This window comes from Dorea sp. MB18-49, from assembly GCF_023669465.1.
Classification (GTDB): Bacteria; Bacillota; Clostridia; order Lachnospirales; family Lachnospiraceae; genus Dorea_A; species Dorea_A longicatena.
Genome location: NZ_JAMOYX010000031.1, coordinates 13476 through 33170, shown reverse-complemented (window position 1 = coordinate 33170; position 19695 = coordinate 13476). Strand labels below are relative to the sequence as shown.

The 19695-nt window shown below is 43.0% G+C and carries 19 protein-coding genes and 1 pseudogene; 18 read left to right on the top strand and 2 right to left on the bottom strand.

Annotated elements, in window-relative coordinates; genetic code table 11:
* Window positions 1-323: 323 nt before the first annotated feature.
* From NCY30_RS09985 to fucO, 5 genes are all read left to right on the top strand, one after another.
* The gene (locus NCY30_RS09985; RefSeq protein WP_055194466.1) at window positions 324-1772 is read left to right on the top strand and encodes a serine hydrolase domain-containing protein; all 1449 of its coding nucleotides are present in this window, start codon (window positions 324-326) and stop codon (window positions 1770-1772) included.
* A 159-nt stretch (window positions 1773-1931) separates the two neighbouring features.
* The gene (locus tag NCY30_RS09980; RefSeq protein WP_055194468.1) at window positions 1932-2435 is read left to right on the top strand and encodes a GNAT family N-acetyltransferase; all 504 of its coding nucleotides are present in this window, start codon (window positions 1932-1934) and stop codon (window positions 2433-2435) included.
* A gap of 144 nt (window positions 2436-2579) precedes the next feature.
* The gene (locus tag NCY30_RS09975; RefSeq protein ID WP_055194470.1) at window positions 2580-4136 is read left to right on the top strand and encodes an ABC-F family ATP-binding cassette domain-containing protein; all 1557 of its coding nucleotides are present in this window, start codon (window positions 2580-2582) and stop codon (window positions 4134-4136) included.
* 39 nt (window positions 4137-4175) lie between these two features.
* The gene (locus NCY30_RS09970; RefSeq protein WP_006427805.1) at window positions 4176-4715 is read left to right on the top strand and encodes a TetR/AcrR family transcriptional regulator C-terminal domain-containing protein; all 540 of its coding nucleotides are present in this window, start codon (window positions 4176-4178) and stop codon (window positions 4713-4715) included.
* A gap of 332 nt (window positions 4716-5047) precedes the next feature.
* Entirely contained in the window at window positions 5048-6193 is a 1146-nt protein-coding gene (fucO, locus tag NCY30_RS09965; protein WP_022416365.1) for a lactaldehyde reductase, read from the top strand.
* 101 nt (window positions 6194-6294) lie between these two features.
* Here fucO and NCY30_RS09960 read toward each other — a convergent pair whose 3' ends face one another.
* A complete protein-coding gene (locus tag NCY30_RS09960) occupies window positions 6295-6618 on the bottom strand; it encodes a tRNA-binding protein (protein ID WP_044920133.1) in 324 nt (107 codons plus the stop codon).
* Window positions 6619-6862: 244 nt separating this feature from the next.
* Between NCY30_RS09960 and NCY30_RS09955 the strand changes: the two genes are divergently transcribed.
* The 6 genes and pseudogenes from NCY30_RS09955 (at window position 6863) to thiD (ending at window position 11462) form a co-directional block, all read left to right on the top strand.
* Window positions 6863-7648, top strand: coding sequence for a Cof-type HAD-IIB family hydrolase (locus NCY30_RS09955; protein WP_242853913.1), 786 nt, complete (start codon window positions 6863-6865; stop codon window positions 7646-7648).
* 62 nt (window positions 7649-7710) lie between these two features.
* Window positions 7711-8214 (top strand): transcription elongation factor GreA, encoded by a 504-nt coding sequence (gene greA, locus NCY30_RS09950; RefSeq protein ID WP_006427809.1) that lies wholly within the window; start codon window positions 7711-7713, stop codon window positions 8212-8214.
* A 308-nt stretch (window positions 8215-8522) separates the two neighbouring features.
* A complete protein-coding gene (gene thiM, locus NCY30_RS09945) occupies window positions 8523-9344 on the top strand; it encodes a hydroxyethylthiazole kinase (protein ID WP_055194474.1) in 822 nt (273 codons plus the stop codon).
* Between the two features lie 40 nt (window positions 9345-9384).
* Complete coding sequence (gene thiE, locus NCY30_RS09940; protein WP_081019635.1) at window positions 9385-10032, top strand: thiamine phosphate synthase; 648 nt, start codon at window positions 9385-9387, stop codon at window positions 10030-10032.
* Window positions 10029-10568 (top strand): annotated as a pseudogene (locus NCY30_RS15455) (HAD family hydrolase); the annotation flags it as partial. The gene thiE and the pseudogene NCY30_RS15455, both read left to right, overlap by 4 nt.
* Before the next feature lie 90 nt (window positions 10569-10658).
* Window positions 10659-11462, top strand: a complete 804-nt coding sequence (gene thiD, locus NCY30_RS15450; protein WP_055194485.1) for a bifunctional hydroxymethylpyrimidine kinase/phosphomethylpyrimidine kinase — start codon at window positions 10659-10661, stop codon at window positions 11460-11462.
* A 525-nt stretch (window positions 11463-11987) separates the two neighbouring features.
* Here the strand turns inward: thiD and NCY30_RS09925 are convergent.
* A complete protein-coding gene (locus NCY30_RS09925; protein ID WP_006428651.1) occupies window positions 11988-13139 on the bottom strand; it encodes a double-cubane-cluster-containing anaerobic reductase in 1152 nt (383 codons plus the stop codon).
* 252 nt (window positions 13140-13391) lie between these two features.
* Here NCY30_RS09925 and NCY30_RS09920 point away from each other — a divergent pair, with 252 nt between their 5' ends.
* The 7 genes from NCY30_RS09920 (at window position 13392) to NCY30_RS09890 (ending at window position 19653) form a co-directional block, all read left to right on the top strand.
* Window positions 13392-14546, top strand: coding sequence for an aminotransferase class V-fold PLP-dependent enzyme (locus NCY30_RS09920; RefSeq protein ID WP_173785200.1), 1155 nt, complete (start codon window positions 13392-13394; stop codon window positions 14544-14546).
* A 140-nt stretch (window positions 14547-14686) separates the two neighbouring features.
* Entirely contained in the window at window positions 14687-15964 is a 1278-nt protein-coding gene (locus NCY30_RS09915) for a double-cubane-cluster-containing anaerobic reductase (RefSeq protein WP_006428653.1), read from the top strand.
* Window positions 15965-16007: 43 nt separating this feature from the next.
* A complete protein-coding gene (locus NCY30_RS09910; protein WP_006428654.1) occupies window positions 16008-16268 on the top strand; it encodes a DUF3343 domain-containing protein in 261 nt (86 codons plus the stop codon).
* A gap of 30 nt (window positions 16269-16298) precedes the next feature.
* Window positions 16299-17063, top strand: a complete 765-nt coding sequence (locus tag NCY30_RS09905) for an acyl-CoA dehydratase activase (protein ID WP_173785199.1) — start codon at window positions 16299-16301, stop codon at window positions 17061-17063.
* 263 nt (window positions 17064-17326) lie between these two features.
* Complete coding sequence (gene panD / locus NCY30_RS09900) at window positions 17327-17719, top strand: aspartate 1-decarboxylase (protein WP_022415072.1); 393 nt, start codon at window positions 17327-17329, stop codon at window positions 17717-17719.
* Window positions 17720-17826: 107 nt separating this feature from the next.
* A complete protein-coding gene (panC, locus tag NCY30_RS09895) occupies window positions 17827-18666 on the top strand; it encodes a pantoate--beta-alanine ligase (protein WP_055182558.1) in 840 nt (279 codons plus the stop codon).
* Between the two features lie 3 nt (window positions 18667-18669).
* A complete protein-coding gene (locus NCY30_RS09890) occupies window positions 18670-19653 on the top strand; it encodes a bile acid:sodium symporter family protein (protein WP_055182560.1) in 984 nt (327 codons plus the stop codon).
* Window positions 19654-19695: the final 42 nt, after the last annotated feature.

Sequence of the window (19695 nt, the reverse complement as noted above, 5' to 3'; positions counted from 1 at the left end):
TCATAATGAAACCTCCAAATGTAGTAAATTTCTACTTTCTATCAAAGAAGTGGAGTAAAAATCTATCTTCTATTATTATGAGTTAGAAAAGGGCGAATATCTAGTTACCCAAAAACTAAGCGCTTACTTCTGTACTGTAAGTATCATCATTTATACAGTTATCTTTGTAAAGGGTATTTTCAGTATTAAAGTATCTTATGCAGTAGCAGCGGTTATTGTTATGCTTGCACTGATACTGATCGGAATCTATTTGACAAAGAAAGGTGGTATCCGTATCGAGACTTCACTCTGGGATCCATCTGTAAAAAAGGAGGAAAAGTAAGATGGCGGCAACTTATGTAAAACCGGGTGAACTGGGACTGAATCCGGAGAAATTGACAGAGATGTTAACGGAACTGGAACAGACAGTGGAAATCCACAGTATCTCAGTACGGTTTGATGGAAAAGTTATCTTAGAGGGTGCATGGGAGCCGTTCTCACTGGAGAAGCCGCAGATGATGCATTCACTTTCAAAAATCGGAACAAGTATTTGTCTGGGATTTGCACTCGATGAGGGGAAGATTCATCTGGAAGATAAACTGCTTGATTATGTAAGAGATGAACTTCCGGAAGAATACGATCCGGCACTGGAAGATCTGACGATCTATCATCTGCTTACCATGCAGGCAGGTTCCAAAGAATGCTGCAATAATGTATGGTTTTCGAAGCTTACAAAAGACTGGGAGACAAACTGGTTAAAACAGCCGAAGATAAGAGAAGATATCGGAAAAGCATTCCATTATGATTCCGGATGTAGTTATACACTTTCAAGAATTGTCACAAAGGTTATGGGAAAAAACTGTCTGGCACTGATGCAGGAGCGTGTATTTGACAAGATGGGATTTGGTGAGATCAACTGGCTGACCAGTCCGGAAGGACACAACACCGGTGGATGGGGAATGTACCTGACTGCAGGAAAGATCTCTGCACTGGCACAGCTTCTGCTTCAAAAAGGTGAATGGAATGGAGAGCAGCTGATACCGGCATGGTGGACCGAAGAGATAGGAAAGATGCGCGTTGTGATTCCGGAAGATGAGAAGAAAGCACTGACGCATTATGCTTATCATATCAAGGCCGGAAAAGAGATTTTTGCGGCAGAAGGAGCATTTGGACAGTATCTGATCTGTTTTCGTGATTATCCGGTTGCAATCGGAATCACGGCAGGGGCATCGGAATATCTGGCAGCAGATATCTGTCTGAAATACATAAAAGAAGCAGTTCAGATCCCGTGTGAAAAAGAAAATCTGGAAGAGGCACAGGAAAAACTGGAAGAGAAACTGGTACATCTGACACTTCCGAAGCCGGAAGGTGACAAAAAAGACACAAATGAAGCAACAAAGAAACTATTAAATAAAAGAATTGTGTTTACAGAGAATCCAAGACAAATTGAGTCGGCAGTGATTTCAACGGTTGGAGAGGAATTAAAACTGGAACTTACTGTGGCAGGAGAAAAGAAGATTCTTTTTGCAGGATATAAGGACTGGAAATGTAATGATATGTATCCGAATGATTTTACGAAGAGATATCATGCGGTATCTTATGCGTTTGATGAAGATGCATTGTATCTCTCTGTGGGACTTCTGAATACATCATACAGAGAAGAATATTGTCTGTGGGTGAATTCGGAAAATGTAGTAGTTGGAACATGGAGACCGAATGTAACGTATCTTCCGGCAGAAGAAGATATGACATGGAAGTTTACCGGAACATTTGAACCGTCATGTATTCTGTAGATAGAATGAACGGTTAGTGGAAAAAGGAGAACCCCGTGAGGCAGAAGAAGCTGTCCCACGGGGTTTTTGCATTGCATATTCGATAAAAGTTCATCTATTTACAGATGAACATATTTACAGTATGATACTGTAAACAGCAAAAATGAACGGAGAAGATATATGAATGAGATAGCAGTTGTAACAGAGCAGGATATACCGGATATTCTTCGAATGATCCATGAAATCTATAGTGAACTTCCGAATAAGGAATGGTTCAGTCTGGATAGCGATGAGGAAGTAACAAGCTATATGATGACCGGTGGCTTTGGATTAAAGGCAATGTGTGATGGCAGACTGGCAGGTGTCTTTATCGCACGGGCAAAGAATCTTGGGGATGAGAATCTCGGATACGATCTGAAATTTGATGAAGAACAGCGAAAGCAGTCGGCACATATGGAGATTGCCATGGTAAGAAAAGAATACCGCGGACAGGGGTTACAGAGAAAGATGATGGAAGAGTCAGAACAGATTCTGAAAGAACAGGGATATCATTATCTGCTTGGAACGGCACATCCGGACAATGTGGCAAGTGTGAATACATTCCTGAAATTACAGTATGAACAGGTGATGACGAAGGAAAAGTATGGTGGGATGAAGAGGAGTATTTTCTGTAAAGAGATATAATGCAGATGTAATACAGAATGTATGAATCAAACCGGAATATATTATGATTGCAAGGTTCTGGTTGAAACGTTATAATGTAGGTGTCAGCAGAGAGTTTGCTGGCATCTTTTCAAATTAAAAAAGTGAATAATCAGGGAGAAATTTATGAGTATATTAAATGTTGAACATCTGACACATGGTTTCGGAGACAGAGCCATCTTCTCAGATGTTTCTTTTCGGCTTTTAAAAGGAGAACATATCGGGCTTGTGGGAGCCAATGGAGAGGGAAAATCTACCTTTATGAATATCGTGACCGGAAAGCTTATACCGGATGAGGGAAAAGTAGAATGGTCTAAGAATGTACATGCAGGATATCTGGATCAGCATGCGGTCCTCGAAAAGGGAATGACCATCCGTGACGTGTTAAAATCTGCATTCGATCCGCTGCTTCAGAAAGAACAGCGTATGAATGAAATCTGTGATCTGCTTGGAACGGCAGATGAAGAAGAGATGAACCGTCTGATGGACGAACTCGGAACCATTCAGGATGAGCTTACACTGCACGATTTCTATACGATCGATGCAAAGGTAGAGGAAGTGGCAAGAGCACTCGGACTTCTGGATCTGGGGCTGGACCGTGATGTTACAGACTTAAGCGGGGGACAGAGAACGAAAGTCCTTCTTGCAAAACTGTTATTGGAAAAGCCGGATATCCTGCTTCTGGATGAGCCGACCAACTACCTGGATGAGGAACATATCGCATGGTTGAAGCGCTATCTTCTGGATTATGAGAATGCATTTATTCTGATCTCGCATGATATTCCATTCTTAAACGAAGTGGTCAATATCATCTATCATATGGAGAATCAGGAACTGAACCGTTATGTGGGAGATTATGATCACTTCCAGGAAGTCTATGCTGTGAAGAAAGCGCAGCTGGAAGCTGCTTACAGAAGACAGCAGCAGGAGATCAGTGAGCTGAAAGATTTCGTGGCACGTAATAAGGCACGTGTATCTACTAGAAATATGGCGATGTCCAGACAGAAGAAGCTGGACAAGATGGATGTGATCGAACTGGCGGCAGAGAAACCGAAGCCGGAATTTCATTTCCGTTATGGCCGTACACCTGGAAAGATGTTATTTGAGACACATGATCTGGTAACGGGATATGATGAGCCGTTATCAAAACCATTAAATTTCAGTATGGAGCGTGGACAGAAGATAGCACTGGTTGGAACGAACGGAATCGGAAAGACTACATTATTAAAAAGCATTTTAGGATTGATTCCATCCTTATCCGGAAGTTGTGAACTGGGAGAGAATCTGGAGATCGGCTACTTTGAACAGGAAGTCAAAGGCGAGAACAAGACTACCTGTATCGATGAGATCTGGCAGGAATTTCCGTCGTTTACACAGTATGAAGTACGTTCGGCACTGGCAAAATGCGGACTGACAACAAAACATATCGAAAGTCAGGTCAGAGTATTAAGTGGTGGAGAGCAGGCGAAAGTCAGACTTTGTAAACTGATCAACAGGGATACGAATATATTACTTCTGGACGAACCTACAAACCATCTGGATGTGGACGCAAAGGATTCATTGAAAAAAGCTTTGCAGGAGTACAGAGGAAGTATTCTTTTAATTTGCCACGAACCTGAGTTTTATCAGGATGTAGTGAATGAAGTGTGGGACATGAGTAAGTGGACGACAAAAGTATTCTAACTGGGGATGATATAATTGGAAGAAACAAAACATGATAAAATGAAATACCGTCTGGCGGACGCTATGAAAAACTGTATGAAGAAGATGCCGGTAGAAAAGATTACGGTAAAAGAAATCGTAACAGAATGCGGAACGACAAGGCAGACATTTTACCGGAATTTTCAGGATAAATATGATCTGATCAACTGGTATTTTGACCGGATCCTGTTGGAATCGTTCCAGCATATGGGAGAAGGTAAGACGGCTTATGAAGGTCTTGTTAATAAGTTTCATTATATAGAAGAAGAAAAATTATTCTTCAAAGCTGCTTTTCGTAATGATGATCAGAATTGTCTGCGAGATCATGATTTTCAGCTGATCTTAAGATTCTATGAGAACCAGATTCAGGAAAAGACAAAACAGCCAATTCCTGAGAATCTGCATTTCCAACTGGAAATGTATTGTCAGGGATCTGTATATATGACAACGCAGTGGGTACTTGGAGATATGAAAAAGCGCCCGGAAGAGATGGCGAGAAATCTGGTTGCAGCAATGCCGGCAGAGCTGGAAACACTATTTAAGAAATTAGAACTCCTGTAAAAGGGAGTTCTTTTTTTATACCAAAGTATGCGAGAGAAGTGTTTTTTGGTATCGCCATGCGTTCGAAGGAAGCTTCCGATGGCTGTTGCTGGACAGAACAAAGTTATTTATATAACAAATAAAAATGAATGGTATTGTGAACAAAGCATAAAAAAGTTACAAAATAACAAAAGTGTAACATGCAAAAGTTACAAAATAATCACTTTGTAACTTTCATAACAAGAAAAAGGTTGTTAAAATAAAGACATAAAGAAAAGAGATGCGGATAACAAGAAAATAAAAATATTTCGCATCGCAAATAAAGAATATGTATAAAAGGAGTGTCAGTTATCATGGCAAACAGAATTAATTTAAACCAGACATCATTTCACGGAGCAGGAGCAATCAAAGAGATTGCAGCAGAAGTTAAAGTAAGAGGACTGAAAAAAGCACTGGTATGTTCAGACCCGGATCTGATCAAATTCAATGTGACAACAAAGGTAACAAAAGTACTTGATGATGCAGGACTGGAATATGAATTATATTCTGACATTAAACCAAATCCGACGATTCAGAATGTACAGCACGGAGTTGAGGCATTTAAGAAAGCGGGAGCTGATTATATTATCGCAATCGGCGGAGGATCTTCTATGGATACATCCAAAGCAATCGGTATCATCATTGCCAATCCGGAATTCGAAGATGTAAGAAGTCTGGAAGGAACAGCACCAACCAAGAATCCATGTGTTCCGATCATTGCAGTGCCTACAACAGCAGGAACAGCAGCAGAGGTAACGATCAACTATGTTATCACTGATGTCGAGAAGAAGAGAAAATTCGTCTGTGTAGATCCGCACGACATGCCTGTTATCGCAGTCGTAGATCCGGAGATGATGTCTTCTATGCCAAAGGGACTGACAGCTTCGACAGGTATGGATGCCCTGACACATGCAATTGAAGGATATACAACAAAGGCTGCATGGGAAATGACAGATATGTTCCACTTAAAAGCAATCGAACTCATTTCCAAATCTTTAAGAAGTGCAGTTGCCAATGAAAAAGAAGGACGCGAGGGCATGGCACTCGGACAGTATATCGCAGGAATGGGATTCTCTAACGTAGGTCTTGGAATCGCACATTCTATGGCTCATACACTTGGAGCTGTATATGATACACCACATGGTGTTGCGTGTGCAATGATGCTTCCAATCGTTATGGAATACAATGCAGAATGCACAGGAGAGAAATATAAAGAAATCGCAAAAGCAATGGGCGTTGAAGGCGTAGATGATATGTCAGTAGAAGAATACAGAAAAGCAGCAGTAGATGCTGTACGTAAATTATCTGTTGATGTCGGAATTCCTACAAAACTGGAAGCTCTGAAAGAAGAAGACCTTCAGTTCCTTGCTGAATCCGCTCACGCAGATGCATGTGCACCGGGTAACCCGAAAGATGCAAGCGTAGAAGATCTGAAAGATCTGTTCAGAAAATTAATGTAAGATATGAATAAAAAACAGGGTCAGAGAAGAACGGTTCTCTGACCCTGTTTTACATTTATCAGGTATTCGGAAGAAGCTGCCGGTGGCAAGTCCTGGGCGATTTAAAATATTTTACTTCCGTTTTTCACCGGAGTCAGAGAAGTAAGAAGGATACATCCTTCATCGGTATCACTTCCGAGCAGACGTACTTCACTTTTTACATCACCGATTCTCATGGGTTCAAAGTTGCATACACAGACTACCTGCTTTCCAACCAGTTCTTCAGGCTCATAGTTGGTTAACTGAGCGGAGCTGTTCTTGGTTCCGAAATCGCCGAGATCTACGGTGATTTTATAAGCAGGTTTTCTTGCCCTTTTATTCAACGATACAGCTGTAATAGTGCCAACTCTCATGTCGACTTCATCAAAATGTTCTAATGTAATCATAATGAATACCTCCTGTTTTAAAACAGTGAAGTGCATACTATTGTACTTCATGCTCTATAGATAATATATTTATACTACCAGATATTTGTCGGAAATGGAAGATAGAAACCGCTGTATCTATTGAAAAGAGCGAAACGTTTATTTATAATAGACGATGTCAGTTTTTTGTGCCGGACGCTTGTAAAAAAGTCGGTGACAGATCAGGAAGATTAAAAAACTGGCAGTACAGATCATGGAGGAAATTATGTCAGCATTATTTTTTGATATTGATGGAACAATTTTAAGTGAGATTACACATAAAATACCGGAAAGTGCACTGGAGGCATTACATAAGGCACAGGAGAACGGTCACAAGACATTTATCAATACCGGGCGTACCATATGCAGTGTACCACCGATGATAAAGAGGATATCATTTGATGGATTCCTGTGTGGATGCGGAACGCATCTGATCTATGGAGAACAGGTTGTGTTTCATCATTCGATTCCCTATGAAAGAGGACGTGAAATTATTAAAAGCATGAAGGACTGTAAAGTAGAAGGATTTCTGGAAGGAACAGAGGATATCTATTATTCGAACCGGATCTCTAGACTGGAGCCGGTAGAAAGCAGCAGAAGGTATATGGCAGGACTTGGGCTTGGAAGAGAACAGGCAATGGAAGATACAGGCTATGATTTTGATAAGATACTGATCTATATAGATAAGATGGCAGATGGAGAACGATTCTTTAAAGAAACAGAAGATGTATTTAACCATATCGACCGTCTGGGAGGTGTCTATGAATGTGTACAGAAAGAGTATTCCAAGGCAACTGCAATTGAGTACATACAGAAAGAACTGCATCTGGTTGATGATGAAATCTATGCATTCGGAGACAGCAGCAATGACCTTGATATGATCAAAGCTGCCGGACATGGAGTGATCATGGGGCATCATGATCCGGTTCTGGAGCCATATGCAGAATACATTACAGATACAGTGGAGAATGACGGGCTTTATAAGGCGATGGAGCATTATGGATTGATTTAGAATTTGCAGAGCGTGTATCAGAGTATTATAATATACGGAGAGAAGAAGGGAAGTGCATTTTCATGGGAGAACAGTTAACCGAAAGTGATGTTAAGAAGATCAAAGAAGAGATTGAATACCGCAAGATTGTTGTGCGTAAGAAAGAACTGGAAGCTGTAAAAGAGGCAAGAGCGCAGGGCGACTTAAGCGAGAACTTTGAGTACAAGGCAGCAAAACAGGATAAGAACCGAAATGAAAGCCGTATCCGTTATCTGGAGAGAATGCTTAAGAATGCGAAGATCGTATCAGATACATCGAAAGCAGATGAAGTCGGAATCAATAATACGGTCGAGGTCTATTTTGAAGATGATGATGAGACAGAGACATATCGTCTTGTAACCAGTATCAGGGGGAATTCCCTTCAGGGCCTGATCAGTATTGAATCACCACTCGGCAAAGCGATACAGGGACATAAGGTCGGAGACCGTGTACTTGTTAAGACCAACGGAAATGACGGATATTATATCGTGATCAAAAATATTGACAATACAACAGATGACAGTCATGATACATTGCGCAAATATTAAAAGCGTAGTATAATGGAGGTCATTAAAGGAAAAGGGGAGTCCGTAATCTGAGCGGGCTGAGAGTAGACTAAAGATGTCTTGACCCGGAAACCTGATTTGGATCATGCCAACGTAGGGAAAGAAAAGTTGCCGACAGGGCAGATGTATCTGAAAAACAGGTAGATCTGTCCTTTTTTGATTGCCATGTATTCGAAAGGAGCTGCCAGTTACCAAAGTATCCGTAAGGGGCTGCCAGTGGCAGGCCCTGGAGGTGGCAGGTCCTGTAGATGGAAAAATCGGGAATACATGAATAACAGGAGGAAGAAAATATGTTAGGAAACTGTATCGAAAATGTAAGAAAGAATGTACCGTTGGTACACAACATCACCAATTATGTAACGGTAAATGACGTTGCGAATGTATTGTTAGCCTGTGGTGGAAGCCCGATCATGTCAGATGAACCGGAGGATGTAAAGGAAATCACTTCAATCTGCGGAGGGCTGAATATCAACATTGGTACTTTGAGCAAAAGAAGTATTGAGGGAATGTTCGCAGCCGGAGAGCGTGCCAATGAGTTGGGGCATGCAACGTTATTGGATCCGGTCGGAGCAGGAGCGAGCACACTTCGGACGAATACAGCTGTAGAACTGATGGAGAAGATCAGGTTCGATGTGATCCGTGGAAATATCTCGGAAGTAAAAACACTGGCACAGGGCAGCGGAACAACAAAAGGGGTAGATGCAGATGTGACAGATGCCGTAACAGAAGAGAATCTGGAAGAAGGTATTGCATTTGCCAAAGCATTTGCCAAAAAGGCGGGATGTATCGTTGCGATTACAGGTGCGATTGACCTGGTAAGTGATGCAGACCGATGCTATGTGATCCGCAACGGTCGTCCGGAGATGGGAAAGATTACGGGAACAGGATGTCAGTTATCGGGAATGATGACAGCGTTCTTAACAGCGAATCCGGAACAGAAACTGGAAGCAGCTGCAGCAGCTGTATGTACAATGGGGCTGGCCGGAGAGATCGGATGGAGTTATATGCAGAAAGGTGACGGTAACGCTACTTACCGCAACCGTATCATTGATGCTATCTACAATATGGATAAAGAGACATTGGATAAAGGTGCAAAATATGAGATCAGATAAGGAGCTCGAAAAAGATCAGATGAAGGAGAAGACAGAACATATGTGTAAAAAGATGAAAAAAGAAGATTTACTTCTGTATGCGGTGACAGATCGCCACTGGTTAAATGGTGAGACGTTATACAGTCAGGTAGAGAAAACGCTGGAAGGCGGTACGACATTCGTACAGCTGAGAGAAAAAGAACTGGATGAAGCACATTTCCTGAAAGAAGCAAAAGAAATCAAAGAACTTTGTGCCAGATACCGGGTGCCGTTTGTGATCAATGACAATGTAGATATTGCACTGGAAATGGACGCCGATGGTGTACATGTCGGACAGAGTGATATGGAAGCAGACGACGTAAGAGCAAAGCTTGGACCGGATAAGATCATCGGTGTATCTGCACAGACGGTAGAACAGGCAGTTCTTGCCGAAAAGAGAGGAGCTGATTATCTGGGAGTCGGAGCAGTATTCCATACAGATTCGAAAGCCGATGTTGCTGAGGTAAGTCGTGAGACATTAAAAGCAATCTGTGATGCGGTAGACATTCCGGTAATCGCAATCGGCGGAATCAATAAAGAAAATGTATCAGAGCTTGCAGGAACCGGAATCTGTGGAATTGCCGTGATCAGTGCGATATTTGCAGAAAAAGATATTAAAAAAGCGACAGAGAAACTAAAAAATTTAACAGGAGAAATGGTGAAAGCATGATAAAAGGAGCAATATTTGATGTAGACGGAACCCTTCTGGATTCCATGGAGATCTGGGAAGACGTAGGAGTCCGTTATCTGAACAGTATCGGTATAGAGGCAGAGCCGGATCTTGGGACGGTGTTATTTACAATGAGCATCCAGGAAGGTGCAGCATATGTAAAAGAACATTATCATCTGTCCCAGGAGCCGGAAGAAATTGTGCAGGGAGTTCTGGACATCATCAGCAATTATTATAAGAAAACCGCACTATTAAAGAGTGGAGCGAAGGAACTTCTGGAAAAGCTTGATAAGCATAATATCCCAATGACGGTTGCATCATCCAATAATAAAAAAGAGATAGAGATGGCATTTGAGCGTCTGGGAATTGCAAAATATTTTGACCGGATCTTTACCTGTGAAGAGGTCGGTGCGGGAAAGACGAAGCCGGATATTTATCTGCGGGCAGCAGAATATCTCGGAACCCGTCCGGAGGAGACGGTTGTATTCGAAGATGTCATTCATGCAATCCGTACTGCAAAGCAGGCAGGGTTCCAGGTTGTAGGAATCTATGATGAAACAAGTAAGGATGACCAGGAAGAGGTTCGGAGAGAAGCAGACTGGTATTGTAGAGAGTGGGCAGAACTTATGAAAAAAAAGACAGCACTTACAATCGCCGGAAGTGATTCAAGTGGAGGTGCAGGAATTCAGGCAGACATCAAGACGATGCAGGCAAACGGAGTCTACGCAATGAGTGCAATCACCGCACTGACAGCCCAGAATACAACCGGAGTAACCGGAATCATGGAAGTATCTCCGGAATTTCTGGAACAACAGTTGGACGCAGTTATCACAGACATCCGTCCGGATGCAGTGAAAATCGGTATGGTGTCATCAGAAGAGTTAATAAAAATGATATCAAAGAAACTAAAAGAGTACCATCTGGAGAATATCGTAGTTGATCCAGTGATGGTAGCAACAAGCGGATCCAGACTGATCAGTGAAACCGCGATTGATACATTAAAAACACAGCTGCTGCCAATGGCAACTGTGATCACACCGAATATCCCAGAGGCAGAAGTTCTTGCAGAAATGGAGATTAGATCAGAAGATGATATGGTGGAAGCAGCAAAGAAGATTCATGAAATGTATCACTGTGCAGTCTTATGCAAAGGCGGACACAGCCTGAATGATGCGAATGATCTCCTATACCAGGATGGAGAAGCAACATGGTTCCACGGAAAAAGAATCAACAACCCGAACACTCACGGAACCGGCTGTACCTTATCCAGCGCAATCGCATCCAATCTGGCAAAAGGATATTCTCTGGAAGAATCTATTCACCGCGCGAAAGAATATATCAGCGGGGCGTTGGAAGCCATGTTAGATCTGGGAAAAGGAAGCGGACCGATGGATCATGGGTTTGAGATGCGGGGTAAATTTTCTATTTAGTTCATCATCGTGGCTTACCCCGGTCCATGAGAAAGACTTGGTATTGTGTTTGTTGCTGGATGTCACGATGCAGAAGTTCTAAGGCAGTCCGCCTTCCCTAAGAACGAAAGGGTCTCCGCTCAAAACTCACCCCTACGGGGTTCAAACAGTTCGCTCCGTCCCTTTAACGGGAAGTCAAACTGCCTAAGAACTTCTACACATCGCGCCAAAATACGCATCAAACACAATACCAAGTCTTTCTCATGTCGTGATTGGCCAATGATAATGAATTCAATAGATGGATTGTAACCGTTGTGTAGCCGGAAAGTTGTGGTGAAACCATTGATTTTCCTGCTTTTTCGTACACTTCCGATATCACAAAGGTTACGGTTCCTCTGTTTAATTATTATGGCATGCGAAACCTCAGGAATAAAACTACAAGGTCCCAGCCTGTGCATACGAACTCATGGTTGGAGTCAGCACAGGCTGGGACCTTGTAGTTTTATTCCGGTCGGTGACAGCCGCCATGATGCATTAAATAGAAATTTACAGCATCTCTATAAATGCCGCAATTCGAGTATTCAACTGCCCGATATCAGCCTGCGAATAATCCGTCTCTACATTAATGTACGGAATACCCTTCTTCTCATTCACAAATTTACGAATAGCCAGTGACTCTACATTATATGTATGACAAGCCTGAAGTGTCATCTCGACAACTCCGTCTACCTTAAATTCATCGATCAGGCGATCCAGAAGGTCCAGTCTGTTTGGATTCGGTGTCATTACAGAACAGCCAATGTTCAGGTAACGTCTTGCCAGTGCATCGTATACATCCGGATTCTCTTCGTCTACTAATTTGTCAAAAGATTTTGCTCCGTTACAGTTTTCGAATGCAACTACAACTCCACCATTGTCTTCTACGGCGCGGATCACTTTCTCAGTTGCTCCGCCGATCGGACATCCGGTGATCAGGATACGAGGCATCTTGTCCAGTCTCTTACCTTCTTCGTATTCTTTTTCAATCTTCTCTCTCATGGCTTCAATCTCTGCCGGGATTGCTTTACGATCGAATTTGAAGCCGCTTCCGTATAATACTTTGAACAGGTCGCCGCCTTTGATCGGTGCAGGATCAAGTGCCATGACATGATACAGGTCTTTCATGACTTTTCTTACTTTATTTTCTTCTTTTACGGCCTCTAATACAGCTTCATCTGTAATCTCTACGTCGAATTTTTTCTCCAGATATTCTTTGAAACGAATCAGTTCACTCTTCCAGAGTTTCAGGGCCATCTCGCTCTGCGTATTTGGCAGTTCCATTACGAATACATCTTTGAAATCTGACATATACTCGTACATTTTCTTCTTTCCGTCACAGGTAGTCTCCCCAACAACTACATCTGAGAAGTAGAAGAATGGACATTTGTCTGTCTTGGCAAATCCATAGCTGGATTTGATCAGTGGACATAAGTTCTTTGGCAGATCTTTCTCTGCGTCCGGGATTGTCTCATCGGATACAGAACATAAGCCGACTGTAACTGCTCCCATTGCTCTTGCGATCTCTGCCGGAAAATAAGTACAATATGCGCCAACAACCGGAACTCCCTGGTCTTTTAATCCCTTCATTGCCAGGAATGATTTCTGACGCTGTTCTGCAAATTCTTCGAATACCTCCGGCAGTTCTTTAATTAACTCCATAATAAATTTCCTCCGTGCTTTTCTTATTTTTTGATAATTTTTTTGATAATTTTTTTCATAAGACTATCATACCACCTGTACCTGTATTTACATAATAGGAAATATTGATAAATCGTTTCATTCTATTAATATCGTCTATGAATATTATTCGCATTTTCTATCCTTTTCCTGACTTCATCTCCTGTATACGTTAATATGGAAATCTGTTACAATATACGTATCAGATACCATATTTATCATGGAGGTTTTTCTATGGAACAGAACATATATTTTGACAACGGCAGCACATCCTGGCCGAAAGCACCGGGAGTCGCTGCTTCCATGACGAAACTTTTAGAATCCGGTGCCTTCAATATTAACCGGGGAAATTACGAAGGTGCCTACGAACTTGAAAATCAGGTACTTAAGACCCGCATGCAGCTCGCCGGATTTTTTCATGCACCGGATTCCAGATGTGTCGTATTTACACCGGGGATCACCTATTCTCTGAATTGTCTGCTCAAAGGATTTTTAAAGCCCGGCGACCACGTGCTGGTCAGCAGTCTGGAACACAATGCCGTGATGCGTCCGCTCTGTCAGCTTGCTTCACAGGATATCCATTATACGATGATTCCTGCAGAGACAGACGGCACAACGCATCCGGAATCGATCGAAGCTCTGATCCGTCCGGAGACAAAAGCAGTCATCATGCTCCACGCTTCCAATGTATGCGGAACCATTCTGCCAATCCGTGAGATTGGTGAGATATGCAGGCGCCGTCATCTGTTCTTTGCCGTGGACACTGCACAGAGTGCCGGTTCTGTCGATATCGATATGCAGAAATGTAACATCGACTTTCTTGCATTTACCGGACATAAGGGACTGCTTGGCCCGCAGGGTATCGGCGGCTTTCTGATCTCAGAAGCTCTGGATCAGGAACTGACACCTCTGATTGCAGGCGGGACCGGAAGCCAGTCGGATTCGCTTCTTATGCCGGACTATCTCCCGGACAAGTATGAAAGCGGCACATTAAATCTCCCTGGCATCATCGGACTTCACGCTGCCCTCACTTATCTGGACGAAACCGGGATTTCCGCAATCCATCAGAAGAAAATGGCACTGACCGGACATTTTCTTGAAAAAATACGTGAAATTCCACAGGCACATGTTGTGGGAAGGCAGACCCTTCAGGACCGGCTTGCTGTCGTCTCTCTTGATTTCCCGGACTATGACAATGCAGAGATTGCATTTGCTCTGGAACAGGATTATGGAATTATGACAAGGGTCGGACTCCACTGTGCCCCGATGGCGCATCAGACCCTGCATACAATGCCACAGGGAACGATACGTTTTGCTTTCAGCCACTTTAATACCGTCGAAGAAATCGACCAGTGCATCGCTGGATTTCGAGAACTGTTCTCAGTATAGAATCTATAGATATATTCTATTGAACTTGTAAATTATCTATAGCCAATTCTTCCGGTATACATTGCCTGGGCCCCCTAAAAGTGTTACGTTTAACTTATCGATACAATTGGATCAATTACACTATAAGGAGGTATTTTTAAATGGCTGATTATCGTAAAATGTGGGAAGAACTCGGAATGGATGTAGAACTGCATGACCAGCTCTGTGCAGTGCTTCCACAGGCATTTGGAGATGTATTTTTATCGCAGGAAAACCGTCCGGATTCTATGGACTATTATAATATGGTAGTTGCAGATATTCACGGTATCCGCCCTGCAGAACTGATCGAGCATCAGAAAAAAGGCGGCAAAGTCTTCGGTACATTCTGTGTATATGTACCGGACGAGATCGTATTTGCGGCAGATGCGATTGCAACCGGATTATGCGGCGGTTCCCAGTTCTGGGTTCCTGGCGGAGAGAAAGTCCTTCCTGCCAATACCTGTCCACTGATCAAGGCATCTGTTGGTGCACGTCTTGACCGCACCTGTCCATTCTTCCGTATCGCAGATATGTTCATCGGGGAGACCACCTGCGACGGCAAGAAGAAAGCATGGGAGATTCTTGCCAAAGACGTACCGTTACATGTGATGGACCTTCCTCAAATGAAACGTGCCAAAGACATCAAGGCATGGGCAGAAGAAATTGAGACATTTAAAAATGTCGTAGAAGAATTTACAGGAAATGTAGTCACTGCCGAAAAACTGGCCGAAAGTATTAAATTAATTAACAATAAACGAAAAGCTCTGGAGCGTCTTTACAATCTCCGTAAGAATGAGAATCTTCCAATCAGCGGATGTGATGTGCTTCTGATCTCCCAGATTGCATTCTATGATGATCCTGCAAGATTTACACAGATGACGAATAAGTTATGTGACGAACTGGATCAGAGAGTAAAAGACGGTGTAAGCGTTGTTCCTGCCGGAACCAAACGTATCATGCTGACCGGAACTCCTCTTGCAATTCCGAACTGGAAGCTTCATAATATTGTAGAGACCAGTGGTGCTGCAATCGTCTGTGAAGAGATGTGTACCGGAACCAGATATTTTGAAAATCTTGTCGATGAAAGCAAGACAACTCTGGAAGACCAGTATATGGCTCTGGCTGAAAGATACATGAAGATCAACTGCGCATGCTTTACACCAAACGAAGGCCGTATTGATGACATCTTACGTCTTGCTAAGGAATACAAAGTTGACGGTATCATCGATGTGAACCTCAAGTTCTGTAACCTTTATGATACCGAAGGCTATTTCGTAGAGAAAGCACTGAAAGAATCCGGAATCCCTGTCCTTGGAATCGAGACCGATTACACCGACAGCGATGCAGGACAGCTTCGTACCAGAATCAGTGCATTTATCGAAATGTTAGATAACAAATAATATCAGACAATTCATGTCCGATACATAACCGAGGTAACAGATCATGCAAAAGATACAGCATTATGTATTATTTCCCAACCATGACAACGGAATGCGTCTGTATGGGATATTAAAAGAAGCCGGAATCAAGACCACTATCGCTCCTACACCGCGCGTGGCCAGTAAATGCTGCGGCATCTCACTGCTCGTCAGAGAAGAAGACCTGGATACGATCCAGAAATGCATCGACGAGAATCAGATCGAAATATTAAAAATTGCCGCCATTGAACGGGATATCAACCCGAAGCGGGATAAATATTGTTAAAAAATATATGTGAAACGAGGAAATTTTATTATGGATTATATTGGAATTGATATCGGATCTACGGCATCCAAAGTCGTTGTAAAAGGAGATCATGATATACATTTTGTACTGCCAACCGGATGGAGCAGCAAGGAAACCTGCCAGACGATCAAGGATCGTCTACTGGAAGACAGCGTAGATGTACTGTCGGACGATTCAAAAGTGGTCGCAACCGGATATGGCCGTGTTGCTGTAGATTTTGCAGATCATGTTATCACGGAGATTACCTGCCATGCAAGAGGCGGCCGGGAGATGGCCGGAGATGAATGTGCCATTATCGATGTCGGCGGACAGGATACCAAGATCATCCTGGTGTTCGGCGGCATGGTACAGGACTTTCAGATGAACGACAAGTGTTCTGCCGGAACCGGTAAATTCCTGGAGATTATGGCAAATCGCCTGGGCGTTACCCTGCAGGAACTGTTTGATATGGCGGATAAAGGAACTGTTCTTCCGATCAGTTCCCTGTGTACGGTATTTGCCGAATCTGAGGTCATCAACTATATCGGTGAGGGACAGAAGCGGGAAGATATCGCAGCCGGTGTTGTAGATTCAGTTGCAAACAAAGTGGCTCAGCTTGCCATGAAGAAAAACCTGCCGGAGAAAGTGATCCTGACAGGAGGACTCAGTAACAGCACCTATTTTACAAAGATTCTCTCACAGAAACTTGGACAGACTGTATCACCTACCGAACACGGAAGATATGCGGGTGCACTTGGTGCCGCACTCCTTGCAAAGGAAAAGAAAAAAAGATAATAAAAAAATAACGCAGAACCGGATTTATGATTTTAGAAAATCCGGTTCTGGTTTTTTTTGTATACATAGATTGACATACCTTTTCTGCCTTTTTATAATGAACAACGGAGACGGTATCTGTCCCTGACAGAACCATACTCAGAACTGAAGCACTGGAATCTCATAATTTTCAACAAAAATGAGCTTATATTTTTAGGAAATAAGACTCAGGACCAGATGTATTCTGGCTGATTTTTTTTCCTTAAAAGGAAAGGATATATGAGATGACACTTGAATTATTAAAAGGAAAGATCCACCGCGCTACTGTCATTCAGGCAGAACTTGATTATGTAGGAAGCATTACGGTGGATGAAGCATTACTGGAGGCTGCTGGAATTCTCGAATATGAGAAAGTCCAGATCGTTGATGTAAACAACGGAAGCCGTTTCGAAACGTACACCATCAGCGGACAGCGTGGCAGTGGAATGATCTGCTTAAACGGAGCTGCTGCAAGATGTGTCAGTACCGGAGATAAGATTATCATCATGGCTTACGGACAGTATACGCCGGATGAAGCAAAAGAACACAAACCTGCGGTTGTATTCGTAGATGAGGAGAACAAGGTAAGCCGCGTGACCAATTATGAACGTCACGGGCTATTAAAAGACATGGAATAAAAAGATACTCAATTATCATAACGTATTTTTTTTGCATGAAACCACCTGAGATCACAGTGTATTCAGAAGAGAACTCTCCGAATTATAACGAATAAAGGAGAATACCAATGCAGGTAACTAACACAATTGAAAAAACAAGAGAACTCGTAAATAACTGGAAAAAAGAAGGTAAGACCATCGGTCTTGTCCCTACTATGGGATATCTCCATGAGGGGCATGCCAGTCTGATCCGTCGTTGCCGCGAGGAAAATGATATCGTTGTTGTATCTGATTTCGTCAATCCGACACAGTTTGGACCGAATGAAGATCTGGAAGCTTATCCAAGAGACTTTGACCGCGACAGTGCACTTTGTGAAAGCATCGGAGCAGATCTGATCTTCTGTCCGTCACCGGCGGAAATGTATCATGATCCACACGCATTTGTCAGTATCGATACTTTATCTGATACGCTGTGCGGCAAGACGCGTCCGATCCATTTCAAAGGAGTGTGTACCGTTGTATCAAAGTTATTTAACATCGTAAAACCGGACCGTGCTTACTTTGGACAGAAAGATGCACAGCAGCTTGCTATCATCCGCAAAATGGTTCTGGATCTGAACTTTGATATCCAGATTGTCGGATGCCCGATCGTACGTGAAGAAGACGGACTTGCCAAATCTTCCCGTAATACATATTTAAGCTGCGAAGAACGCAAAGCTGCCCTCTGCCTTTCAAAAGCTGTAAAGAAAGGTCAGGAACTGATCCGGAATGGTATCGCCGCATCTGATGTATTAGAACCGATGTGTGAAATCATAAACAGTGAACCGCTGGCACGTATTGATTACGTATCCATGGTCGATGCACTCAGCATGCAGCCTGTTGACTCCGTAAATGCTGATGTCCTGGTTGCTATGGCAGTTTACATCGGAAAGACACGACTCATCGACAATTTCAGTTACGAGGTATAAGATATGGAGCATGTTACAAATGCATTATCACGGCTCAGCTCTGTTCTTACCAAATATATCGGAATGATTATTATCTGCTTTTCTGTCATTGCCTTCTTCTGGCGTGATGGATTTGCATGGACTACAAACTATACTTCGATCTTTCTCGGCGTTGCCATGTTCGGCATGGGACTGACTATTCATATCGGAGATTTTAAAGTGGTATTTACCAGACCCAAAGAGATCATTATCGGATTTGTCGCACAATATACGATTATGCCGCTGATTGCATGGGGACTCTCGGTCCTCCTTCATCTGCCAACGGATATCGCACTTGGTGTCATCCTGGTCGGATGCTGCCCCGGCGGAACTGCCAGCAATGTGATTACTTATATCGCAGGTGGTGATGTTGCACTTTCTGTTGGCATGACAATCACTTCAACTCTGGCAGCACCGGTTATGACGCCGCTTCTGGTATATCTACTTGCCGGTGCATGGGTTCAGGTATCTTTTCCCGGGATGGTGATCTCGGTTGTAAAGGTCGTACTGATCCCGGTTCTTCTGGGTATCCTTCTCCGTAGACTGATCGGCAGACATATTGAGAAATTATCCGGCATCCTTCCGCTGATCTCTGTTGTATCCATCGTCATGATCATCAGCGGAATCGTCGCAGTAAATGCGGAAAAAATCATGACATCCGGATTCCTCGTACTCTGTATCGTTATCTTACATAATCTTGCAGGTATGGGACTTGGATTACTTGCCGGACGCATCTTCCATGTGGAATATGACAAAGCAACTGCCCTTGCGATTGAAGTCGGTATGCAGAACAGCGGTCTTGCTATCACACTTGCCACCGCAAACTTTGCTGCAAACCCATTTGCCACACTGCCTGGGGCAATCTTCAGTGTATGGCACAATATTTCAGGCTCTTTATTCGCAAGTCTCCGGCGCAGCGGAAAGTATAAGATAAAGGAACAAATAGCCAAAGCAGAGCATGTAATTTAATATATACAGCAAAAACCTCCTGTGAATGGAACATATCTAATT

Excerpts from the sequence above, each read along its gene's own strand:
- NCY30_RS09915 (WP_006428653.1), top strand. The coding sequence starts at position 14,687 with ATGGCTGATTATCGTAAAATGTGGGAAGAACTCGGAATGGATGTAGAA.
- fucO (WP_022416365.1), top strand. The coding sequence starts at position 5,048 with ATGGCAAACAGAATTAATTTAAACCAGACATCATTTCACGGAGCAGGA.
- NCY30_RS09970 (WP_006427805.1), top strand. The coding sequence starts at position 4,176 with ATGAAATACCGTCTGGCGGACGCTATGAAAAACTGTATGAAGAAGATG.
- NCY30_RS09980 (WP_055194468.1), top strand. The coding sequence starts at position 1,932 with ATGAATGAGATAGCAGTTGTAACAGAGCAGGATATACCGGATATTCTT.
- NCY30_RS09975 (WP_055194470.1), top strand. The coding sequence starts at position 2,580 with ATGAGTATATTAAATGTTGAACATCTGACACATGGTTTCGGAGACAGA.
- thiD (WP_055194485.1), top strand. The coding sequence starts at position 10,659 with ATGAAAAAAAAGACAGCACTTACAATCGCCGGAAGTGATTCAAGTGGA.
- NCY30_RS09905 (WP_173785199.1), top strand. The coding sequence starts at position 16,299 with ATGGATTATATTGGAATTGATATCGGATCTACGGCATCCAAAGTCGTT.
- panC (WP_055182558.1), top strand. The coding sequence starts at position 17,827 with ATGCAGGTAACTAACACAATTGAAAAAACAAGAGAACTCGTAAATAAC.
- NCY30_RS09960 (WP_044920133.1), bottom strand. The coding sequence starts at position 6,618 with ATGATTACATTAGAACATTTTGATGAAGTCGACATGAGAGTTGGCACT.
- NCY30_RS09955 (WP_242853913.1), top strand. The coding sequence starts at position 6,863 with ATGTCAGCATTATTTTTTGATATTGATGGAACAATTTTAAGTGAGATT.
- NCY30_RS09910 (WP_006428654.1), top strand. The coding sequence starts at position 16,008 with ATGCAAAAGATACAGCATTATGTATTATTTCCCAACCATGACAACGGA.
- panD (WP_022415072.1), top strand. The coding sequence starts at position 17,327 with ATGACACTTGAATTATTAAAAGGAAAGATCCACCGCGCTACTGTCATT.
- NCY30_RS09890 (WP_055182560.1), top strand. The coding sequence starts at position 18,670 with ATGGAGCATGTTACAAATGCATTATCACGGCTCAGCTCTGTTCTTACC.
- NCY30_RS09920 (WP_173785200.1), top strand. The coding sequence starts at position 13,392 with ATGGAACAGAACATATATTTTGACAACGGCAGCACATCCTGGCCGAAA.
- NCY30_RS09925 (WP_006428651.1), bottom strand. The coding sequence starts at position 13,139 with ATGGAGTTAATTAAAGAACTGCCGGAGGTATTCGAAGAATTTGCAGAA.
- thiE (WP_081019635.1), top strand. The coding sequence starts at position 9,385 with ATGTGTAAAAAGATGAAAAAAGAAGATTTACTTCTGTATGCGGTGACA.
- greA (WP_006427809.1), top strand. The coding sequence starts at position 7,711 with ATGGGAGAACAGTTAACCGAAAGTGATGTTAAGAAGATCAAAGAAGAG.
- thiM (WP_055194474.1), top strand. The coding sequence starts at position 8,523 with ATGTTAGGAAACTGTATCGAAAATGTAAGAAAGAATGTACCGTTGGTA.
- NCY30_RS09985 (WP_055194466.1), top strand. The coding sequence starts at position 324 with ATGGCGGCAACTTATGTAAAACCGGGTGAACTGGGACTGAATCCGGAG.